The organism is Bradyrhizobium sp. Gha (genome assembly GCF_900113735.1).
Lineage (GTDB): Bacteria > Pseudomonadota > Alphaproteobacteria > Rhizobiales > Xanthobacteraceae > Bradyrhizobium.
This window is the reverse complement of sequence record NZ_FOQM01000001.1, coordinates 632,830-652,798: the sequence shown is the minus strand read 5'-3', so window position 1 is coordinate 652,798 and position 19,969 is coordinate 632,830. Positions and strand designations below refer to the sequence as shown.

The window sequence follows — 19,969 nt, the reverse complement described above, 5'->3', positions numbered from 1 at the left end:
ATGTAGAAGGAGCCGTCCGCACATCGCAGCATGTAGACATAGATGCCCACAACACCATCCTTCGAGGCTCCCGGCGCGATGCGTTGCATCGCGCCGCTCGCAGCTCAGGATGACGGCGGTGTCCCGGTTGTCAAATTTTGATGCAACAACCTCAACGTATACCCGTCATCCTGAGGTGCGAAGCATGGGACGCAACGCGTCCCATGGAGAGCCTCGAAGGATGCACGGCCCGACTGCCAACCGGCTCTACTGCCGCACCGCATTGCCGCCGATCATCACCTGCGTAAAACGCTGCGCGCCGTCCGCCGACAGGTCCGACGTCACGGCACGCGCGTGGTCCAGGCCGACCACGGCGCCGCGTGGCGTTTCCGAGATCATGTTGTTGTTGACGAGCGCGGCGCCGGCGCCCGGTACGACGGAGACGCCGATGCCGGCGAGCGCCTTGCGGATCACATTGCCTGTGATCGCGACGTCGCGCAGATATTTGCCCCAGCCGGCGACGATGCCGTAGGATGGCGCATTCTCGATCACATTCCCTGTGACCGACGTGTCTGCCTCGACGTAAATGCCGATGCCGGCATCGTCATCCGGCGCGGTGCCGATCGGCCGCTTCGGAATCAAATTGCGGATGATGTTGCCCTGGACCACCGCGAGGCGGCCGCCTTCGTTGAAATTGCAGACGGAGACGCCGACGGCCGCCCCATCGACCGTGTTGTTGGCGATCACTGCTGCCTCGAACGAAAACTCGGAATAGAGCGCGACCTCGCGCACGTCGCTGACGCTGTTGCCTGATATGTGAATGTTCGAAGCCGAGTTGCCGCGCACCGCGGAGTAGTCGCAGTTCCTGATGCGGTTGCCGCGCACGATGACGTTGGCGGCGCGGAAGGCGTTGATGGCGTTGCCATACTGGCCGGAGCCGCCTGGGCCTGCCTTGATGTCCTCGATGCGATTGTCGGCGACGATGGTGCCGTCGTCGCCGATTGCGGTGCGCAGGATTTCGATGCCGTTGTCGTTGGTGCCGGCGATGGTGTTGCGGGAGACGCTGAGACCTTTGGCGTCTAACGAGACCACTGCAGTCACCGCGATGTTGGTGAAGATGTTGCCGGCGATTTCGCCTGACACCTGCTCGAGCCAGATTCCGCTGCCGCCGGAGCCGGTGATCTCGCAATCGGTGATACGGACATCGCGGCCGCCCAGGAGATGGATCAGCCCGCGCCGCGTCGGCAGTGGAATGCCGGCCCCTTCGAAGGTGATGCCAGTGAGGCCGATCGCGTCGGCGCCGTCGCTCTGGATCGCAGATGCTCCCCCCGTGAAGACGAGTTTCGTCGCGCCGCGCACGCCGATCAGTTGCGCGCCGTCAGGCAGCCGCAACAGGCCGGTGCGATAGACACCGGGAGGCAGAGCAAGAGGCATCCGTCCGCGCGAGGCTTCGTCGATGGCCCGCTGGAGCGCGCGGGTCTGGTCCTCGCTGCTGCCGGGCCGCACGCCATATTGGGTCGCATCGCGGCCGAGCAACGCCGTCAGCGGCGCCGCGCGCGCGGCGTCGAGCGGCATCGCGAGCGCGCCGGCCACGCCGGCGGTCGAAGCTCCAATGAGATGACGGCGGCTGAGTTCCATGGTGCGTCCTTCGGCGGACGCGGGATGTCCGCGAGAGTTAGGTAGCGCAGGGCGGAGAAGGCCGTGAGGATTGTTCGTGGTAGGGTTAAATGTTTACGCAACCGAATGTGCGTTCCTTGCGGGCCAAGTGCACCATCTCGATCAACATCGCTTCGCCGGCATCCACCAGTTCTTCCAGCGTGATCCGGGGCGCGCCCTTGCGCCTGACAGCGCCGCTGCGGGCAAGCAGCGGAACGTGGATGAATGCCGCCAGCTTCGGGCCGCCTGCCTTCACATTCTCGATCGCGCGCCAGCTCAGGTAGTTGCAAAGATAGGCGCCGGCATCGCGCGAGGGCCGCGCATCGATGCCGGTGAGGCGCGCGGCGCGCAGCAGCCTTGCCGTGTGGGGACCGAACGTCATGGCGTCGGCCTGACCGGCGATGCCGCGCTTGCTCGACCGCGTGTTGGCGGCATCGGGCCACAGCATGGTGACGGCGTTACGCGCGCGGCTCTCGATCCGCAGATAAGGCGTGCGTGCGGCGAGGCCGAACATCAACAGCGCATCCGGCTTCACCTGCGCCAGCACATCAGGCAATTGCCGGTCGACTGCGGCATAGGTCACCGGAAAGATATGGCTGAAAATCCCGACATCATCGAGCGCGGGACGGCGCAGTTGCGCCAGCCGCCTCACCAGGGGCTGCGTCGGATTGTGCGGCGCGCCCGGAAACGGCCCGAAGCCGGTGAGGAGAAGGCGGAGTTTTTCGCTCATTGCAGCAACTCCAGAATCCGCTCGGCGGCGAGCGCCGGGGTGAGATGGCCGTCGGCGACCTCCGCTTCGATCTTTCTGACCCTGGTGCGTACCGACGCCTCGCTCCGCAACCGCGACAGCATGCGGCTTTCCAGCATCGACCACATCCATTTCACCTGCTGTTCGCGCCGGCGAGCGGCGAACTCGCCGGAGGCATTCATCGCCGTGCGGTGATCCAGAACCTTCTGCCAGAGCTTTGCGATGCCGTCGCCGGTCAGCGCCGAATACGTCTCGACAGGGGGATGCCAATGCTCGGATCGGGGGCTGAGAATATGCAGCGCGCTGCGGTAATCCGCGGCCGTGATGTTGGCGCGCTTGAGGTTGTCGCCGTCGGCCTTGTTGATCGCGATCATGTCGGCGAGCTCGACCAGGCCCTTCTTGATGCCTTGCAACTCGTCGCCGCCCCCCGGCAGCATCAGGGCCAGGAAGAAATCAGTCATGTCGCAGACCGCGGTCTCGGACTGGCCGATGCCGACGGTTTCCACCAGCACGACGTCGAAGCCGGCCGCTTCGCACAGAAGCATCGCCTCGCGCGTCTTGGCCGCGACACCGCCGAGGGTGCCTGACGACGGCGAGGGGCGGATGAAGGCATCGCTGGACGCCGCGAGCCGCGCCATCCGGGTCTTGTCGCCGAGAATCGAGCCGCCGCTGCGCGCCGAGGACGGATCGACCGCAAGCACCGCAACCTTGTTGCCCCGTTCGATCAGGTAGGTGCCGAGCACATCGATGGTGGTGGATTTGCCGACACCGGGCGACCCCGTGATGCCGACGCGAAATGCCTTGCCGGTATCGGGCAGCAGCATCTGCACCAGCTCGCGCGCCTGCGCCTGGTGATCACCGCGCCGGCTCTCCACCAGCGTGATGGCGCGCGCCAGCGCCGCACGATGGCCGGCGCGCAAGTCGCGGGCGAGGGCGGTGATATCAAGCGACGTCTTCTTCTCAACCATGCCCTGCTTTACAACGGCGGAAGCGCGCGGGCGAGGGCCCCCAGGCCTTGGCAAATCAGACCCTGGTAAATCAGGCTTTGGCAAAGCCGGCCGCCTTCATGGCCCGACCCATCCGGCGATCCGCCTGGTCCATGAAGGTCGCGAACTGTCCCGCATCGCGCCAGACGGTGCCAAAACCGCGTCCGGTCATGAAATCCTTGAATGCGGAGGAGTCGTATACCTTCTTCAGGGCCGCGGTCAGGCTGGTGGCGATGTCGGGAGGCAAGCTGGTTTGATGCTGGAGGCCGAAGGCGGGTGGAATTACGCGGCCGCCTCGCTGTGCCCGAGCCGGGCATTCAGCTTGCGGATCAGCTCCTCGGCGGCATCAGCGATCACGGTGCCGGGCGGGAAGATCGCTTCGGCGCCGGCCGCGTAGAGCGCGTCGTAATCCTGCGGCGGGACCACGCCGCCGACGATGATCATGATGTCCTCGCGGCCCTGCTTCTTCAGCGCGGCTTTCAATTCCGGCACGGCCGTGAGGTGCGCAGCCGCGAGCGAGGAGACGCCGAGGATGTGGACGTCGTTCTCGACCGCTTGCCGCGCCGCCTCATCTGCGGTGGCGAACAGCGGCCCGATGTCGACGTCGAAGCCGATATCGGCAAACGCGGACGCGATCACCTTCTGGCCGCGGTCGTGGCCGTCCTGGCCGATCTTGGCGACGAGGATGCGCGGACGGCGGCCCTCGGCTTCCTCGAACGCATCGATCAGCGCCTGAACCTTCTCGACCTGGTTGCCCATGCTGGACGCCTCCCGCTTGTAGACGCCGGTGATGGATTTGATCTCGGCGCGGTGGCGGCCGAACACCTTCTCCATCGCGTCCGAAATCTCGCCGACGGTTGCCTTGGCGCGCGCCGCGTCGATCGCGAGCGCGAGCAGATTGCCCTTGCCTTCGCCGGCCGAGCGCGTCAGCGCAGCGAGCGCGGCATCGACCTCCTTCTGGTTGCGCTCGGATTTGAGCCGCGTCAGCTTGTCGATCTGCAAGCGCCGCACATTGGTGTTGTCGACCTTGAGGATCTCGATCGGCGCCTCATCCGTAGGCTTGTACTTGTTGACGCCGATCACCGCCTGCTTGCCGGCATCGATGCGCGCCTGGGTCTTCGCCGAGGCCTCCTCGATGCGGAGCTTCGGCACGCCGGCCTCAATGGCCTTTGCCATGCCGCCGAGCTCCTCGACCTCCTGGATGTGGCTCCAGGCCTTGGCCGCAAGATCGCGCGTCAGCCGCTCGACGTAATACGAGCCGCCCCAGGGATCGATGATGCGGGTGGTGCCGCTCTCCTGCTGCAGGAACAGCTGGGTGTTGCGGGCGATGCGCGCGGAGAAGTCGGTCGGCAGCGCCAGCGCCTCGTCGAGCGCGTTGGTGTGCAGCGACTGGGTGTGGCCTTGCGTGGCCGCCATCGCCTCGACGGTCGTGCGCATCACGTTGTTGAACACGTCCTGGGCGGTCAGCGACCAGCCCGAGGTCTGGGAATGCGTGCGCAGCGACAGTGAGCGCGGGTCTTTCGGGTTGAACGGCTTCAAGAGCTTCGCCCAGAGCAGCCGTGCGGCGCGCAGCTTGGCAACCTCCATGAAGAAGTTCATGCCGATCGCCCAGAAGAACGACAGCCGCGGCGCGAAGCGGTCGACATCGAGGCCGGCGGCAAGCCCGGCGCGCAAATATTCGACGCCGTCGGCAAGCGTATAGGCGAGCTCGAGGTCCTGCGTCGCGCCGGCCTCCTGCATGTGATAGCCGGAGATCGAGATCGAATTGTACTTCGGCATCTTTTGCGAGGTGTACGCAAAAATGTCCGAGATGATCCGCATCGAGGGCGCGGGCGGATAAATGTACGTGTTGCGCACCATGAACTCTTTCAGAATGTCGTTCTGAATGGTGCCCGACAGCTTCTCCGGCGGCACGCCCTGTTCCTCGGCGGCGGCGACGTACAGTGCGAGGATCGGCAGCACCGCGCCGTTCATGGTCATGGACACGCTCATCTGGTCGAGCGGAATGCCCGCAAACAGCGTGCGCATGTCGTAGATGGAATCGATGGCCACGCCGGCCATGCCGACGTCGCCGCCGACGCGCGGATGATCTGAGTCATAGCCCCGATGCGTGGCGAGATCGAAGGCGACCGAGAGGCCCTTCTGTCCGGCAGCCAGGTTGCGGCGATAAAACGCGTTGGAGTCCTCCGCCGTGGAGAAGCCGGCATATTGCCTGACCGTCCAGGGCTGGTTGACATACATCGTCGGGTAGGGGCCGCGCAGGAACGGCGCGATGCCCGGATAGGTCTCGAGGAAATCGAGTCCGGCGAGATCAGCCTCGCCATAGGCAGGCTTTACCAGAATGCCCTCGGGCGTCAGCCATGGCTCGGCGCTGCCTGACGGCGCAACGGTTGCGGTCCGCTCGAACGCGACATCAGCGAAATCAGGAATGCGGCTCATCGCTTCAACCCTATCCTCAATCATGGTCCGGATGCTGATGGCTGACGATGGTCGCCATCTTCTCCGGCCCGTAATTCTGCTGCGTGGTCTGGCTCGGCAGGTTGGAGATGCCGACCACCCAGCCGAGGCGGGACTCGGTGCCGAACTGCCGCGTCGGCACCAGGCGATCCGGCCGGTCGAAAGCGCCGGTCATGATCTCGATCCGCTCGCCGTCGATGCGGCCAAAACTCAGCGGCGTGCCGCAAGCCGCGCAATAGCCGCGAACGGCGATCGTGGAGGAGCGGAAGAACGACGGCTCTCCCTTTGTCCAGACGAAGTCCGCGCGGTTGATGTCGGCGAAAGAAGCGAACGGCGCGCCGCTCGCTTTCTGGCACATCCGACAGTGGCAGATCGAGACACGGTTGGGCGTGGCCGAGATCGCAAAGCGCACTGCGCCGCATTGGCAGCCGCCGGTGAGAACGGGTTTGCTGGCGTCGGTCATACCTGCTCCATCCGCAAATAAGCGTCCTGCAACGTGGCAAGCGCATCGCCGCCGGCAAACACGAAGCCGGTGACACCGGCGGCACGCAAGGCCGCCTCCGCTTCCGCGGGGCGGCCTGCCAGATAGATATGTCGCGCCCCCGCGGTTTGCAGGGCCCTGGCGGCGGCCTCGGCGTGTTCCGCATAGACCCTGTCGCTGGAACAAAGGCAGGCGAGTGGGGCGCCGGAGGCCTTGAAGGCGGCAGCCAGCGTGGCGGGATCGGCAGAACCCTCGCTGTCGATCGCCTGGATACCGCCGGCCTCGAAGAAGCTTTTTGCAAAGGTCGCGCGCGCGGTGAAATCCGCAGGCGTCCCGAGAGTGGCCAGGAACACGCTCGGCCGTGCGCCGTGCGCCTTCAGGACCGCGTCGGATTTATCGCGCAACGCCTCGAACGGCTGTGCCAGCCGGATCGGGGCAAGTGCGTCGAACTTGTATTTTGGCTCGCCGTAAGGCGCGAGCGCGATCGGCGTCGCCTTCAGCACCGCCGTCTCGTTCTCATGCAGGTTCGGAAACTCGCTCGCGCCGGTCAGCACGTCGCGGCGCTTGGCGATGTTGGCGTCGCGCGCTTTTCGCGCGGCTGCGACCTTGCCCTGGAACAGGCCTTGCCGAAGTGCGGCGAAGGCGCCGCCGGCTTTCTCGGTCTCCTGGAACAGCGTCCAGGCGGTGTCGCAGAGCTGCGCCGTCAGTGTCTCGATGCCGCCCGCGCCGGCAGCGGGATCACTGACCTTGGCGAGGTTGCTTTCCTCGATCAGCAGAAGCTGGGTGTTGCGCGCGACGCGCCGCGCGAACGAATCTGGCAGACCAAGCGCCAGCGTATGCGGCAGCACGGTGATCGCATTGGCGCCGGCAAGTCCTGCGGCAAACGTCGCGATCGTTGCACGCAGCATGTTCACATAGGGATCGCGCTGCGTCAGCATGCGCCAGGCGGTATCGGCCGCGACGAACAACGGTTTTGGCGTGAGCCCACACGCGGCCTCGATGCGCGCCCAGAGCAGTCGCAGCGCACGGAACTTCGCCATGGTCAGGAACTGGTCGGCGTCGGCGGCCAGCCGCGCGTAGACCATGCCTTGCGCCTGCTCCAGCGGAATGCCCGCGCTTTCGATGACACGCAGATAAGCGACGCCACAGGCGAGCACGAAGGCGAGCTCCTGAACCTCGGAGCCGCCGGCGTCGTGGATCACGCGTCCGTCGGCTGAGGCAAACGGCCCTTTGAAGCCGAGCGCGGCAAGGCCCTTGATGGCCCCGGCGACGGCGGGCGTGATCTCCTCCCAGCTGAAGGGGCTATGACCCCACACCGCGCAACCCGCGAGCGGATCGAGTCCGAAGCGGATGTTGCAGGCGGCGGGATCGAGGCCGTTGCTTTTGACATATTCCGCAACATGGATCGCGGCCATCCGCGATTGCGGTCCGACCTGGAGCTCGATGCCGATGCCGGCGTCGAGGTGAATGTCCTTCAAGACTTTCGCGACCGCCTCGGCCGTCGGTTCCAGGCCGAAACCGTGGCTGCCACTGCCGCCGGCGAACACCAGCGCGAGCCCGGTCGCACCGTTCTCGAGATCGGTGAGCGCTTGCGCATTCGCCATGCCTGCATCGGGATGATCGATCCGCTGCATGATCTGCCACGGCGCCGCTGCAGGCCGTCCCACGACCGGCGCAACCCCCTTGGCGCGGGGATAAAGTGGATCGATCTTCAATCCGTCATAGGTCTTGCCGACCAGCTTCTCGAAAGGCCCGCCCTTCAACACGCCGTCGACCAGCTTGCGCCAGTCGTCAGCCGTCGCCTGGGGAAAATCAGCCGCCAGCGGCAGATCGTCGGTCACGGAGGTCATACGGCCAAGGGCTCCCAAACGTATCGACATTCGCAGGCGAAATTGCCACGGCGGAGCGCCCCTGCAAACGGTTGTTTTTGGTTAACCGGTATCCGAAAGCCGCTCAATGCCTTGCGTCGAGACGCTGGCGAGCCCGTCACGCACACGAATGCCTGAGATCACGCGGTCCGGCGCGATTTCGGCCAGCGGCACCAGCACGAAGGCACGCTCGAACAGCCGCGGATGCGGCAAGGTGAGATCGGGCTTCGCCATCGACACATCGTCATAGGCGATCATGTCGAGATCGAGCGTGCGCGGGCCCCAGCGCCGATCCTTGGTCCGCGTGCGTCCGAATTTCTGCTCGACCTTCTGCATCACGAACAACAGCGCGTGCGGATCGAGATCAGTCTCGATCTCGACGCAGGCATTGACGAAGGGATCCTGGTCCTCATCGCCCCAGGGCGGCGTCGTGTAGTCCGACGAGCGCGCGATCACGGCTGCCTGCGCCATGCCGCAGATATGGGCGATCGCCTTGGCGAAGGTCGTGCGGACATCGCCGACATTGCCGCCCAGTGCGATCAGCACGCTTGCCATATCAGGGATGCCGCGAGCGCGTCAGCACGACGCCGACGTCGTCGAATATCGCGGCGATCGGCGCATGCGGCTTGTGCACGGTGATCTTCACGGCGCGGATGCGCGGGAAGTGCGACAGGATCGCATCGGCGACGGCGCCGGCCGCGCGTTCGAGAAGCTTGTAATTGGTGTTCTTGAAGGCCGCCGTCGTGGTCGCCACCACATCGGCATAGGAAACGGTGTCCGCGAGGCGGTCGCTGCGCGAGGACTCCGACAGGTCGGTGTAGAGTTCGAGGTCGATGACAAACCGCTGGCCGACTTCGGTTTCGTGATCCAGCACGCCATGGCGCGCATGGATCGACAGGCCGCTGACGAAGATCGTATCGGTCATTGCTTGCTCTCGATTGCGCGCGCCACCCGCAGGGCCTGCAAGGTCTCGGCGACGTCATGGGTCCGGATGATCCTAGCACCCTTCTGCGCGGCGATCAGATGCGCGGCGATCGAGCCGGCGAGCCGTTCCTTCGGTTCCGAGGGCGACACCGAAGCGATGAAACGCTTGCGCGAGGCGCCGACCAGGACCGGCAGGCCGAACATGTCCAGCTCCTGGAGCCGTGCAAGTGCGATCATGCTCTGCTCGGCGGTCTTGCCGAAGCCGATGCCGGGGTCCAGCACGATCTTGTCGCGCGCGATGCCGGCCTTGGCGGCGATATCGAGCGAGCGCAGGAAGAACGCCTTCATGTCGGCGACGATATCGATGGCAGGGTCCGCACTGTCGCGGTTGTGCATGACGATGACGGGGACACCTCGCGCTGCGACCAGCGGCGCCATGTCGGTGTCGCGCTGCAATCCCCAGACGTCGTTGGCGATCGCCACACCCTGGTCGAGCGCGAAGGCTGTAACCTCCGCCTTCATGCTGTCGATCGAAACCGGCACACCGAGCGCCACGACGTCAGCCAGCACCGGCTTCAGCCGGGCCAGCTCGTCCGCTACGGTCACCGGCTTGGCGCCTGTGTAAGGGCGGGTGGACTCAGCGCCGATATCGATGATGTCGACCCCGGCCTCGATCATTGCCCGCGCCCGCGCCAGCGCCTGATCCGGCGCGACGAAATCGCCGCCATCGGAAAACGAGTCCGGCGTCACGTTGAGCACGCCCATCACCGCCGGCAGAGGCCGGCCCACGAGCCTCCGCAGCACATCTGGCCCGGCCGAGCCGGCCTGCGGGACGGATGGGGAGGGCGAGGCGTTCATGTGGGTCGCTTTGCGCGGTCGGAGAGGGGGAGTCAAGACGGGATTGGCGGCCGCGTGGGGCGACGAGCGCGCTGCTCTTTGACCGTCACCCTGAGGCGCTCGCCTCTTTGGCGAGCCTCGAAGGGCGACAGCCCGCTGTCGCCGCGTAGCGGCAGCTTGGCCGTGCATTCTTCGAGGCTCCGGGCACGATGCTTCGCACGCCAGTCGCACCTCCAGCGACAATGGCGTCGCCATTGCGCGGGGATGACGGGGATAGAGCCAAAGCTAATACGTAATCTTCGGCGGCAGCTTCTTGGCCTTGGCGATGATGTCGCCGACCGACTTCTCGGAAGGAAGAATGCGGACGAGCTTCTTCCGGTCGTTGGCCTCGCGCATGCTCTGAGCCAACCTTGCCGGATTCCGATAGGCGAGCTCGCGCACGGTGGTCACGCCGGCGGCGCGGACCAGGCCGATCTTGGCCCGCCCCATGCCGGGAATCCGCATGTAATCGGAGACGTTCGCCCACTCCAGAAGCTGCTGCTCGCTGATGCCGGTGCAGGCCGCGAGCGCCTTGCGGCCCTTGGCGGTGCTTGCGGCTTCCAGCAGTGCGTCGGTGGTGCGGATTCCCTGCGCCTTCAACTTATTGGCAGCAAAGGCCGGCAGGCCCTGAATCTCGGAGATCGGATATGTCATGGTACTCGGCGTGAAATGACGACAGCTTCAGGCGAACTGGCTAAGGCCTGGCGTCCCTGCAATGATCTTGCCCATGTGATCCGCTCCGATTTTGTCTCGGCCGTAGCGGAAAAGCTCACGGGCCACGTTCTGAATGTCGGACATGCCGAGACCAAGTCCCATCAGGCGCGTGCCGATGGCCATCAGACCGCCGCCCATCAGCCGCGACAGTCCGCCGCCGCTCGTGGACGCTTCGATCGCGCCTTCTGCACCGGGGATCCGGTCGATCAAGGCCTGCACGCTGTCGGAGGGACCTTCGCTGCGGAGGAATCCCAGGATAATGCCGACGGTCTTTTCAGCGACAGCATTATCTATACTGGCGCTTGTCGCCAGCCGTCCGATCAGCTCGTCCATATGGCCTGCCCCTCAGCCGGTTCACATGCCGGAGATTATCTTCAAAAATGATCTTGAGCCGGCGCGATGTGAAATACAAGCGATGAACGCGCGCTACGTTCCGATTCGTTCTCGAATACCCGAAAGGTGTTGCAGCAATGCAAGATCGAAGAAGAAATGGTTGCAAAGTTGCCGCGAGGCGAATGTGTCGCTCCGACTTTCGACGCATACCGCGCGCGTTGTCTCCGACAAAGTCTTGATGTCAACGCCGTTTTTGAGCGGTTTCAATCGACCTGCGACATGCGGTAGACTACGGAACTGGCGGGCGCGAGTTTCGATCCGCGAAACAACAATAGAGAAACTGATGACGGCGCAGGACAATGAGCTCGGCGACACCGACGACAAGATCTTCGTCGGCAAGGGAGACGAGCAGGCCTGGCTGACGCTGGCACTCGCCAATCGCCATGGCCTCGTCACCGGCGCGACTGGAACGGGCAAGACGGTCACGCTGCAGGTGATGGCGGAAGGATTTGCGCGGGCCGGTGTTCCGGTGTTCGCCGCCGACATCAAGGGCGACCTCTCCGGCATCTCCGAGGTCGGGGAGGCAAAGGATTATATCGTCAAGCGCGCCACCGAGATGGGCCTGGAATTTCAGCCCGACCAGTTCTCGACCGTGTTCTGGGACGTGTTTGGCGAGCAGGGCCATCCGGTGCGGGCCACCATCACCGAGATGGGGCCGCTGTTGCTCGCCCGCATGCTCGATCTCAACGACGTGCAGGAAGGCGTGCTCAACGTCGCCTTCCGCGTCGCCGACGACAATGGCCTCGCCCTGATCGACATGAAGGATCTGCGGGCGTTGCTCGATGCCATCGTGCCTGACAGCGGCAAGAAGGGGCCGGACGCGGAGGAGGATCCGCTCGCGCCGATCCGCAAGGCAGCCCAGGGCTTCGGCAACGTCACCAAGGCGACCGTCGGCACCATCCAGCGCCAGTTGCTCGTGCTGGAGAACCAGGGCGGCACCAAATTTTTTGGCGAGCCGGCGCTGACCCTGAAGGACTTCATGAAGACCGACCGCGACGGCCGCGGTATGGTCAACATCCTCGTTGCCGACAAGCTGATGCAGAGCCCGCGGCTTTACGCGACGTTCCTGCTGTGGATGCTGTCAGAGCTGTTCGAGGTATTGCCCGAGGCCGGCGACCTGCCCAAGCCCAAGCTGGTGTTCTTCTTCGACGAGGCGCATCTGTTGTTCAACGACGCGCCGAAGGCGCTGATGGACAAGATCGAGCAGGTGGTTCGCCTGATCCGGTCCAAGGGCGTCGGCGTCTATTTCGTCACGCAAAACCCGATCGACGTGCCGGATCGCGTGCTCGGGCAGATGGGTAACCGGGTCCAGCATGCGTTGCGCGCCTTTACCCCGCGCGACCAGAAGGCGGTCGCCGCCGCCGCTCAGACTTTCCGGCCCAACCCGAAGCTCGACACCGCCAAGGTGATCATGGAGCTCGGCAAGGGCGAGGCGCTGGTGTCGTTCCTCGAAGGCAACGGCACGCCCGCGATGGTCGAGCGTGTCATGATCCGCCCGCCGTCGGCCCGCATCGGGCCGATCAGCGCGGAGGAGCGCAAGGCGATCATGGATGCGAGCCCGGTGAAGGGCAAATACGATACCGCTGTCGATGCCGAGTCGGCGTATGAGATTATCCAGAAACGGATCGCGGGCACGGCGGCGCCGGCCGACGCTCAGGCAGGAAGCGGCGGCATGCTCGGCCAGATCGGCTCGATCGTCGGCACCATCTTCGGCACCAATACCGGGCGCAACCGGCTGACGACGGGACAACGCATCGCGCGCGACGTCACGCGTACGGTCACCGACAAGGTGGTCGGCGGCGTCGTGGCCGATCTCGGCAAGTCGGTCGGTGGTCAGCTCGGCGGCTCGGTCGGCCGCGCGCTCGTGCGCGGTGCGCTGGGCGGCCTGCTGCGAAGGTAGGCAGCCGAGGACATCCTTGAAGCCGCTTTTCGTGCCGTCGCGGCTTTCTTCCGCGTATGGGAAGGAGAGACGCACTTGCGGCATGTGTCTGTCTGGACATATACCGACGTTTCCCCCGCCGCAGATTGAAGGCATTGTGACCGCAACCCGTCCGTCCAATAAGCCCGGCGCGCTCAGATCGCCGTCGCTCCGCGCGCCGCTCGATCTGCTTTTCCTGGCCTGCTGCGTACTCCTCACCGCCGATGTTCTCGGTCCGGAGATATTCGGTCACGGCAAGACCAAGGACTATGCGCTCTGGTACTGGGCCGGGCAGCAGGTGCTGCATGGCGGCCCGCTCTATCCCAGCGACCTCCACGAATATTTCGAGTTCATCTATCCACCGCTGTCGGCGATTTTGCTGGCGATCCCGAGCTGGTTCGGCAAGATTCCGCTCTACCTCGTGCTGTCGGTGCTGAACGCGGTGGCGTGGTGGTACACCGGGATGCTCTCCAATGCCATCACCGGATCGGACCGCAAGCCCGGCCCGTGGCTTGAAGCATTGCCTGCGCTCGTCACCGTGACCTTCGTGTTCGACATGTTCGATCTCGGTCAGCCGAATCTCGTTCTGCTGGCGATGACGCTCTATGGCTTCTGGTGCCTGCAGCATCAGCGGTCCTGGCTTGCGGGCTTCATGTTCGCGCTCGCCACCGCCATCAAGGTGTTTCCGATCGCGGTGCTGCCCTATCTGGTCTGGCGGAGGCAGTGGGCGGCGCTGGTCAGCATGCTCGCCTTTGTCGGCATTCTTCTCTATCTGGTGCCGGCGCCGATCCGCGGCTTCGAGCGCAACGTCGCCGAGCTCAACACCTGGTATCAGGGCATGGTGGGGTCGAGCTCCGAGAAGGGCTTCGGCCAGCGCGACGAGCAGAACTGGTCATGGGTCAACCAGTCCATCATCGCGATGACGCACCGTCTGGTCAGGCCGATCAACTACAATCAGGAGAACCCCAGCAAGCCTGTGCGCACGATGAATCTCATCGACGTCGACTACAGGACGGCGAACTGGATCGTGCTGGCGATGTCCGCGTTGCTCGGGCTCGGCTTTGTCGCCGTCATGCCGCGCCAGGCGCAGCGAACGGCGCGATCGGACGCCGAGGAGCTCGGCATCCTGTTTTGCCTGATGACGGTGGCCTCTCCGCTGGCGCGGCAATATTACTTCATGTGGCTGTTCCTGCCGTTGACGGTACTGATGCATCGGGCCGCCTTCGATGTACGGCCGAAGGTTCGGCTGGGAACCTGGTTTGCGCTCGTCGCAGCCGGCATCCTCATGCTGCTGTCGCTGCCGCCGTTTCCCAATGTCATCCAGGCCTGGGGCAATAATCTGATCGCCACGGCGATCCTTGCATTTTGCCTTGCCTGGCACATCAGGCATCCGCCTGATGCGGCTAGCTCCGACGCCGCGGCAGAGCTAAAATCCAAAGCAGCTTGAAACTCAAGCCATCTTGAGACTCCAAACGTCAGGGAATCCGACCATGGCCAACGCGCAGCTTCAATCCGTGCTCGACCACATCGACGAGGACTTTGACAACAGCCTCGAGCGCCTGTTCTCGCTGCTGCGGATCAAGTCGATCTCCGCCGATCCGGCCTTCGCCGGCGATTGCAAGGCGGCGGCCGAGCATCTGGCCAAGGACATCGCAAGCCTCGGCGTCGCGACCGAGGTGAGGCCGACCGCCGGCCATCCCGCCATCGTCGGCAAGACCGCGGCGAGTGGACGGCCGCATGTGATCTTCTACGGCCATTACGACGTGCAGCCCGTCGATCCGCTCGACCTCTGGCACCGTCCGCCGTTCGAGCCTGTCGTGACCGATCATGCCGACGGCCGCAAGATCATCGTTGCGCGCGGCGCCGAGGACGACAAGGGCCAGGTCATGACCTTCGTCGAAGCCTGCCGGGCCTGGAAGAAGGTGACGGGCTCATTGCCGATCGACGTCACCTTCCTGATCGAAGGGGAGGAGGAGGTCGGCTCGAAGAATTTCGTGCCCTTCATCGAGGCCAACAAGGACGAGTTCAAAGCCGACTACGTGCTGGTCTGCGACACCGGCATGTGGGACCGCGACACGCCGGCGATCACGACGTCGCTTCGCGGGCTGCTCTATGAAGAGCTGAAGATCACCGCTGCCAATCGCGATCTGCATTCCGGCGTGTTCGGCGGCAGCGCGATGAACCCGATCCGGGTGTTGACGAAGATCCTGGGCGGCCTGTTCGACGACGACAATCGCATCACCATCCCCGGCTTCTACGACGGCGTGAAGGATCTGCCGCCTGATATCCTGGAGCAGTGGAAGAAGCTCAACCTCACGCCGGAGATGTTCCTGAAGCCGATCGGGCTGTCGATTCCGGCGGGCGAGAAGGGACGGCTGTTGATCGAGCAGGCCTCTTCGCGTCCGACCTGCGATGTCAACGGTATCTGGGGCGGTTATATCGGCGAAGGCTCCAAGACCGTGATTCCGTCGCATGCGTCGGCCAAGGTCTCGTTCCGCCTGGTCGAGGGACAGGACCCGCAGAAGATACGCAAGGCATTCCGCGATTACGTCACGGCGCGGCTGCCCGGCGATTGCAAGGTCGAGTTCGGCGACCATTCCGCCGCGCCGGCGGTCGCGCTCGACTGGAACATGAAGCCGCTCGCCGCCGCCAGCAAGGCGCTCGCCGAGGAATGGGGCAAGCAGACCGTGCTGATGGGCTCCGGCGCTTCGATTCCGATCGTGGCCGATTTCAAGCGCACGCTTGGGCTGGACTCGCTGCTTGTCGGCTTCGGCCTCGACGACGACAACATCCATTCGCCGAACGAGAAGTACGATCTGCGCAGCTTCCAGAAGGGCATTCGCTCTTGGGCAAGGATTCTCGCCGCGCTGGCTGAGGTGAAGTAAGGGGCGAGCTGCGCAGGGTGGGTTAGCGAAGCGTAACCCACCAACTGCGCTCCGCAATCGCTGAGGCGTGGTGGGTTACGCCTTCGGCTATCCCACCCTACGAAGTCACCCCCAAAATAAAAACGCCGCCCGGAATTGGGCGGCGTTTCATTCCATGACGTGCAGAGGTAGTTGGACGCGACCCTACACGAAATCCGCAAAATCTCAAGAGCGGTAGCCCGGACTCTCGCGGTCGAGCTTGCGCAGCAGCGGCGGCCACACCAGCGTCGTGGAGCGAAGCTCGGCGCGGTCGCGGTTGGCGAGCAGCTCGGTGTTCTTCTCGATCGCGATCTCCTCGACCGGATAGACCGGCGTGCCCAGCGCGCGCGTGCGCACCTGCATCGAGCAGGCGCGCTCGAGGTGATACATGCGCTCGAACGCGGAGGCGACCGAGCGGCCGACCGTCAGCGTGCCGTGGTTGCGCAGCAGCATGTGGTTGTGGTCGCCGAGATCCTTCTGCAGCCGCGGCCGCTCGTCGTGGTCGAGCGCGATGCCTTCATAGTCGTGATAGGCGAGGTCGTGGGTGACGAGCTGCGCCGTCTGGTTCAGCGGCAACAGGCCCTCGGCGCTGCTCGACACGGCGGTGCCGTCCAGCGTGTGGAGATGCAGCACGCAGATCGCGTCCTCGCGCACCTCGTGGATCGCCGAATGGATGGTGAAGCCCGCCGGGTTGATGCTGTACTCGCTCTCGGAGAGCTGGTTGCCGTGCAGATCGACCTTGACCAGGCTCGAGGCCGTGATCTCGTCGAACATCAGCCCATAGGGGTTGATGAGGAAGTGGTGGTCGGGGCCGGGCACGCGCGCGGAGATGTGGGTGTCGACCAGATCGTCCCAGCCATACAGCGCGACGAGACGATAGCAGGCGGCGAGATTGATCCGTTGCTGCCACTCGGCCTCCGTCATGTCAGACGGCACTTCCTTCAGGCGCGCTTCCGCTGATGACATGGCATTTCTCTCCGAACCCGGTTGTTTCGGACAGGAGCCTAGTCTTGCAAACGGCTGGCAGCAAGGTGACGAGATCGCAGCAGCCAAGCGTAGCCCGCATGGAGCGCAAGCGGAATGCGGGTGCCTCACGAGCGGTCCCTGATTTCGCTCCGCTCCATCGCGATCAAGAGAGAAAATTATTACGGCGCCGGGATGGACAGCAGGCTGGAAATGCTGCGGCCGCGGATGTCGTAGACGCGCGCGAACACCACGTCGTCGCGCTTGATCTCGACCATCACGGGCGCGGTGAGGCCCTTGCAGTAGAACTCGCCGAGCGTCATGGCGAAATCGGCTGCATGGGAATCCCAGCCGATGGTGAAATCGGGGCCGAGAGCGACCTGGGCCGGGCGCTGCGGACCGCACACCGCGACCTTCCACTTGCGATTGCGCGGCGGCACTTCCTGGCGCTCGACCAGTTGCTCGCGCAGGCCGTCGGAGGCCTGCTTCAGCGCCAGGCCCCAATAGTCCAGCATGAAGCGGTCGTCGGCGGCGCGCACGGTGCCGGCGATGTGGTTGAAGTGGGTGTATTGATAGGGATGCAGGCGGATCATCTCGGCGAGCGGCAGCGCCAGGCCGAAGCAGAAGAGGGCGAGCATGGCCGGCTGCCAGGCGCGATGCTTGGCGCGCAGGCGCTCCATGGTCCAGGCGAAAGCGACGCCGCCGAGCACCGCCATCGGCGGGATCACGAACACGAAGTGGCGGATGCCGTTGTAGAGCGCCGGACGCTTCACCATCGCGATCGCGAGTGGCAAGGTGGCCGCCAGCATCACCATCAGCAGAATGGTCTTGCGGCGTGCCGGAACCTCGCGGCGCGCCAGCATGGCGAAGGTGCCGACCACGCAGCCTGCCATCAGCACCAGCATGACTTCGGGCAGCTGCAGCGCGAACAGCGTCGGCAGATACGACCAGGGCATGTCGGGCACGGAGACGATCGCGCCGTCGAACATCTCCTTCCAGGGCTTCTCGAAGAAGTGCGAGAAATAGGTCAGGGCCTCGAATGGATTGCCGGGCTTCATGATCGACCACGGCCAGATCAGGCCCATCACGAGGTAGCCGAGCGCGAGGCCGGGCAGCAGCACATAGACGACATGGGCGAAGCGCCTGATGGCCTCGCGCGCGCCTTCGGTGCGCAGTTCCTCGAGGAACAGCGGGACGAAGCCGATCATCGCATAGACCAGCGCGAGCCCGCCGAGAACGCGCGTGCCGAGCGAGAGGCCGGCACCCAAGCCGACGATCAGGATCGTGCGCGGCGATGGTTGCGGATATTCCTCGGCGAGGCGGACCAGGCCCAGCATCAGGATGATCATCGCCACCGCGAACGGCGCATCCTTCGGGTTCATGAACATGTGGCCGTAGAAGATCGGGCATAGCGCGAGCAGCAGAAGCGAGGCGAGGCCCGCAAGAGGTCCACCGATGCGGCGGCCGAGCCGCCACGTCACGGCAAGTCCGATCACGCCGACGATCGCGCCGACCAGGCGTCGCGTCTCGAACAGCTCGAGCGGAATGACCTTGTGCAGCAGGGCGGCGATCATGTCGAAGCCGCCGCCATACATGTAGAGGTTAGCGAAGGAGAGGGCCGATGTGTCGCGGAAACCGGAGCCGTACATGCGCAGCAGCAGGTCGGCATACTCGGCGTGGGTGTAGTCGTCCCAGCCGAGACCGTAGTCGCGGAAGGTCAGGCCTGCGATGACGGCGACGGCAGCCAGCACCAGCATGGCGAGATCGTCGCAAGTCCGTTCGACCGAGCGCCGAACAGGCGTGTCGATCGCCGAAGTCGTGATAGATGTCATGGCTATTGGTGACCCGGAATCCCCTCGTGGCCCTGCTGGTGCGCGCGGGCCTGCTCCCCGGAATCCCTATAGCGCAGTTCCATTACCAAGTAATTGGGCATTATGGCTAAATTCCTGATGCGACGCAGCAATTTCTGGCCCACTGGAGCCCCTGAGAGGTAGCGGACCGTTGCTGAAGGGAATGTGAATAAGTCCCTGATATCCTTCCCTTGGGAACGTCGGCGGCAATTGGTCATTGGCGAGGAACGCGGTATGACGGTATTGTGGCGTAACGGGCGTCGCGCATGGATGCGCGGCCGGGGGTGTGTTCGATGAGCTTGGCTTTGTTGATTGCAGGGATTTTCGCCGTGGTGGCGGGCCTCCTTGCGGTCGCTTTTGGCTATTCGATCAGGGATTTCAGCCTCGGCAGCACCGTCATAATCTCCGGTACGATTGGCGTCTGCTCCGGAATGTTACTGGTCGGCCTCTACGTCGTGCTGCTGGAGCTGCAAGCCATCGCTCGCCGGTTGGCCGGCACGGCTGCAGCATCGGAGGTTCGGGTCAGGCCGGTGTTGCCGCCCGGGCTGGCCTCGCCAAGCGCGCCTGCTGCCGCGCCGGTGCCTGTTGCAGCAATGCGTGTTGAGCCGCAGCCATCGCCGGCCGCGCCGCCATGGCAGGACGATGCGCCCGCACCGGCGCTTCCGCGTGAGCGCCCGCGCGCCGACGTACCGGCCGAGTCGGAAGCGCCGCAGCCGCCCGCGGCCCCGGAACCACCGCGCCGGCGCAACCTGTTGTTCGCCTCGAGCTCGCGCAAGGAGCGCGAGCGCGCCGGGGCCAAAGAGACCAAGGCAGCCGAGAGCGTGCCGCCGCAAGCCCATGCCGAGCCCGCAGAGGCTGCCGCGCCCGAGGCTCCGCCGGCGAGCTTCGACGACGCCTGGCCGAAGCCGGACCGCGCGCGGCCGCCGGAGCCGCCCGCCGCGCGTCGCCCGCCGCCACCGCCGCTGCGCCCGTCCTCGAGCTTCGAGCCGGTTACCCCCCAGCCCGCCGCCGCAGCGCCCGCACCCGAGCCACCGCCCGGACAGCCCCCGGTGACGGTGCTCAAATCCGGCATCGTCGACGGCATGGCTTATTCGCTCTATTCCGACGGCTCGATCGAGGCGCAGATGCCGGAGGGCATGATGCGCTTTGCCTCGATCGACGAGCTGCGTGCCCATCTCGACCAACGCGGCTGAAGGCCTTTGTTGGAGGCCGTGGCGTTCAAGTGAGACCGCGCCCTTGTTGTCGCGGGATCA

General features: G+C 65.0%; 18 protein-coding genes. 4 read left to right on the top strand and 14 right to left on the bottom strand.

The features are described from left to right. Positions 1-246: 246 nt before the first annotated feature. From BM222_RS03105 to BM222_RS03050, 12 genes are all read right to left on the bottom strand, one after another. Positions 247-1,617: a TIGR03808 family TAT-translocated repetitive protein gene (locus tag BM222_RS03105; protein ID WP_092226781.1), complete on the bottom strand. Its 1,371-nt coding sequence runs from the start codon at positions 1,615-1,617 to the stop codon at positions 247-249. A gap of 85 nt (positions 1,618-1,702) precedes the next feature. Beyond that, positions 1,703-2,365: a pyroglutamyl-peptidase I gene (locus tag BM222_RS03100; protein ID WP_092226780.1), complete on the bottom strand. Its 663-nt coding sequence runs from the start codon at positions 2,363-2,365 to the stop codon at positions 1,703-1,705. Then, positions 2,362-3,351, bottom strand: coding sequence for a methylmalonyl Co-A mutase-associated GTPase MeaB (gene meaB, locus BM222_RS03095; RefSeq protein WP_092226779.1), 990 nt, complete (start codon positions 3,349-3,351; stop codon positions 2,362-2,364). Before meaB ends, BM222_RS03100 begins: the two co-directional genes overlap by 4 nt. Positions 3,352-3,421: 70 nt before the next feature. Then, on the bottom strand, positions 3,422-3,616 hold the full coding sequence (locus BM222_RS03090; protein WP_244546990.1) for a hypothetical protein: 195 nt from the start codon (positions 3,614-3,616) through the stop codon (positions 3,422-3,424). Between the two features lie 35 nt (positions 3,617-3,651). Next, positions 3,652-5,808, bottom strand: coding sequence for a methylmalonyl-CoA mutase (gene scpA / locus BM222_RS03085; RefSeq protein WP_092226778.1), 2,157 nt, complete (start codon positions 5,806-5,808; stop codon positions 3,652-3,654). Between the two features lie 16 nt (positions 5,809-5,824). Next, the gene (locus tag BM222_RS03080; RefSeq protein WP_092226777.1) at positions 5,825-6,289 is read right to left on the bottom strand and encodes a GFA family protein; all 465 of its coding nucleotides are present in this window, start codon (positions 6,287-6,289) and stop codon (positions 5,825-5,827) included. Beyond that, positions 6,286-8,157 (bottom strand): methylmalonyl-CoA mutase subunit beta, encoded by a 1,872-nt coding sequence (locus BM222_RS03075; RefSeq protein WP_092226776.1) that lies wholly within the window; start codon positions 8,155-8,157, stop codon positions 6,286-6,288. The genes BM222_RS03080 and BM222_RS03075 overlap by 4 nt, the downstream gene beginning before the upstream one ends. Before the next feature lie 81 nt (positions 8,158-8,238). After that, positions 8,239-8,730 (bottom strand): 2-amino-4-hydroxy-6-hydroxymethyldihydropteridine diphosphokinase, encoded by a 492-nt coding sequence (gene folK / locus BM222_RS03070; RefSeq protein ID WP_092226775.1) that lies wholly within the window; start codon positions 8,728-8,730, stop codon positions 8,239-8,241. Position 8,731: 1 nt separating this feature from the next. Continuing rightward, positions 8,732-9,100, bottom strand: coding sequence for a dihydroneopterin aldolase (gene folB / locus BM222_RS03065; protein ID WP_092226774.1), 369 nt, complete (start codon positions 9,098-9,100; stop codon positions 8,732-8,734). Next, entirely contained in the window at positions 9,097-9,957 is an 861-nt protein-coding gene (gene folP, locus BM222_RS03060) for a dihydropteroate synthase (protein ID WP_092226773.1), read from the bottom strand. Before folP ends, folB begins: the two co-directional genes overlap by 4 nt. Positions 9,958-10,221: 264 nt before the next feature. Next, positions 10,222-10,629, bottom strand: coding sequence for a DUF4332 domain-containing protein (locus BM222_RS03055; protein WP_092226772.1), 408 nt, complete (start codon positions 10,627-10,629; stop codon positions 10,222-10,224). A gap of 27 nt (positions 10,630-10,656) precedes the next feature. Next, entirely contained in the window at positions 10,657-11,022 is a 366-nt protein-coding gene (locus tag BM222_RS03050) for a hypothetical protein (protein ID WP_092226771.1), read from the bottom strand. Between the two features lie 343 nt (positions 11,023-11,365). Between BM222_RS03050 and BM222_RS03045 the strand changes: the two genes are divergently transcribed. The 3 genes from BM222_RS03045 to BM222_RS03035 all read left to right on the top strand — a co-directional run bounded on the left by BM222_RS03045 (position 11,366) and on the right by BM222_RS03035 (position 15,885). Beyond that, entirely contained in the window at positions 11,366-12,982 is a 1,617-nt protein-coding gene (locus BM222_RS03045; RefSeq protein ID WP_092226770.1) for a helicase HerA-like domain-containing protein, read from the top strand. A 136-nt stretch (positions 12,983-13,118) separates the two neighbouring features. Continuing rightward, positions 13,119-14,447, top strand: a complete 1,329-nt coding sequence (locus BM222_RS03040; RefSeq protein ID WP_177242971.1) for a glycosyltransferase family 87 protein — start codon at positions 13,119-13,121, stop codon at positions 14,445-14,447. Between the two features lie 43 nt (positions 14,448-14,490). After that, positions 14,491-15,885 (top strand): M20/M25/M40 family metallo-hydrolase, encoded by a 1,395-nt coding sequence (locus BM222_RS03035; RefSeq protein ID WP_092226768.1) that lies wholly within the window; start codon positions 14,491-14,493, stop codon positions 15,883-15,885. A gap of 204 nt (positions 15,886-16,089) precedes the next feature. Here BM222_RS03035 and BM222_RS03030 read toward each other — a convergent pair whose 3' ends face one another. Next, positions 16,090-16,869, bottom strand: a complete 780-nt coding sequence (locus BM222_RS03030) for a class II aldolase/adducin family protein (RefSeq protein WP_092226767.1) — start codon at positions 16,867-16,869, stop codon at positions 16,090-16,092. Between the two features lie 179 nt (positions 16,870-17,048). Further along, a complete protein-coding gene (locus BM222_RS03025) occupies positions 17,049-18,698 on the bottom strand; it encodes an ArnT family glycosyltransferase (protein WP_092226766.1) in 1,650 nt (549 codons plus the stop codon). A gap of 311 nt (positions 18,699-19,009) precedes the next feature. On the opposite strand from BM222_RS03025, the gene BM222_RS03020 reads away from it, so the two are divergent. Next, positions 19,010-19,909 (top strand): DUF308 domain-containing protein, encoded by a 900-nt coding sequence (locus tag BM222_RS03020; protein WP_177242970.1) that lies wholly within the window; start codon positions 19,010-19,012, stop codon positions 19,907-19,909. Positions 19,910-19,969 lie beyond the last annotated feature (60 nt).

Coding starts and splice junctions, on each gene's coding strand:
- BM222_RS03105 (WP_092226781.1), bottom strand. CDS start 1,617: ATGGAACTCAGCCGCCGTCATCTCATTGGAGCTTCGACCGCCGGCGTG.
- BM222_RS03100 (WP_092226780.1), bottom strand. CDS start 2,365: ATGAGCGAAAAACTCCGCCTTCTCCTCACCGGCTTCGGGCCGTTTCCG.
- meaB (WP_092226779.1), bottom strand. CDS start 3,351: ATGGTTGAGAAGAAGACGTCGCTTGATATCACCGCCCTCGCCCGCGAC.
- scpA (WP_092226778.1), bottom strand. CDS start 5,808: ATGAGCCGCATTCCTGATTTCGCTGATGTCGCGTTCGAGCGGACCGCA.
- BM222_RS03080 (WP_092226777.1), bottom strand. CDS start 6,289: ATGACCGACGCCAGCAAACCCGTTCTCACCGGCGGCTGCCAATGCGGC.
- BM222_RS03075 (WP_092226776.1), bottom strand. CDS start 8,157: ATGACCTCCGTGACCGACGATCTGCCGCTGGCGGCTGATTTTCCCCAG.
- folK (WP_092226775.1), bottom strand. CDS start 8,730: ATGGCAAGCGTGCTGATCGCACTGGGCGGCAATGTCGGCGATGTCCGC.
- folB (WP_092226774.1), bottom strand. CDS start 9,100: ATGACCGATACGATCTTCGTCAGCGGCCTGTCGATCCATGCGCGCCAT.
- folP (WP_092226773.1), bottom strand. CDS start 9,957: ATGAACGCCTCGCCCTCCCCATCCGTCCCGCAGGCCGGCTCGGCCGGG.
- BM222_RS03055 (WP_092226772.1), bottom strand. CDS start 10,629: ATGACATATCCGATCTCCGAGATTCAGGGCCTGCCGGCCTTTGCTGCC.
- BM222_RS03050 (WP_092226771.1), bottom strand. CDS start 11,022: ATGGACGAGCTGATCGGACGGCTGGCGACAAGCGCCAGTATAGATAAT.
- BM222_RS03045 (WP_092226770.1), top strand. CDS start 11,366: ATGACGGCGCAGGACAATGAGCTCGGCGACACCGACGACAAGATCTTC.
- BM222_RS03035 (WP_092226768.1), top strand. CDS start 14,491: ATGGCCAACGCGCAGCTTCAATCCGTGCTCGACCACATCGACGAGGAC.
- BM222_RS03030 (WP_092226767.1), bottom strand. CDS start 16,869: ATGTCATCAGCGGAAGCGCGCCTGAAGGAAGTGCCGTCTGACATGACG.
- BM222_RS03025 (WP_092226766.1), bottom strand. CDS start 18,698: ATGACATCTATCACGACTTCGGCGATCGACACGCCTGTTCGGCGCTCG.
- BM222_RS03020 (WP_177242970.1), top strand. CDS start 19,010: ATGAGCTTGGCTTTGTTGATTGCAGGGATTTTCGCCGTGGTGGCGGGC.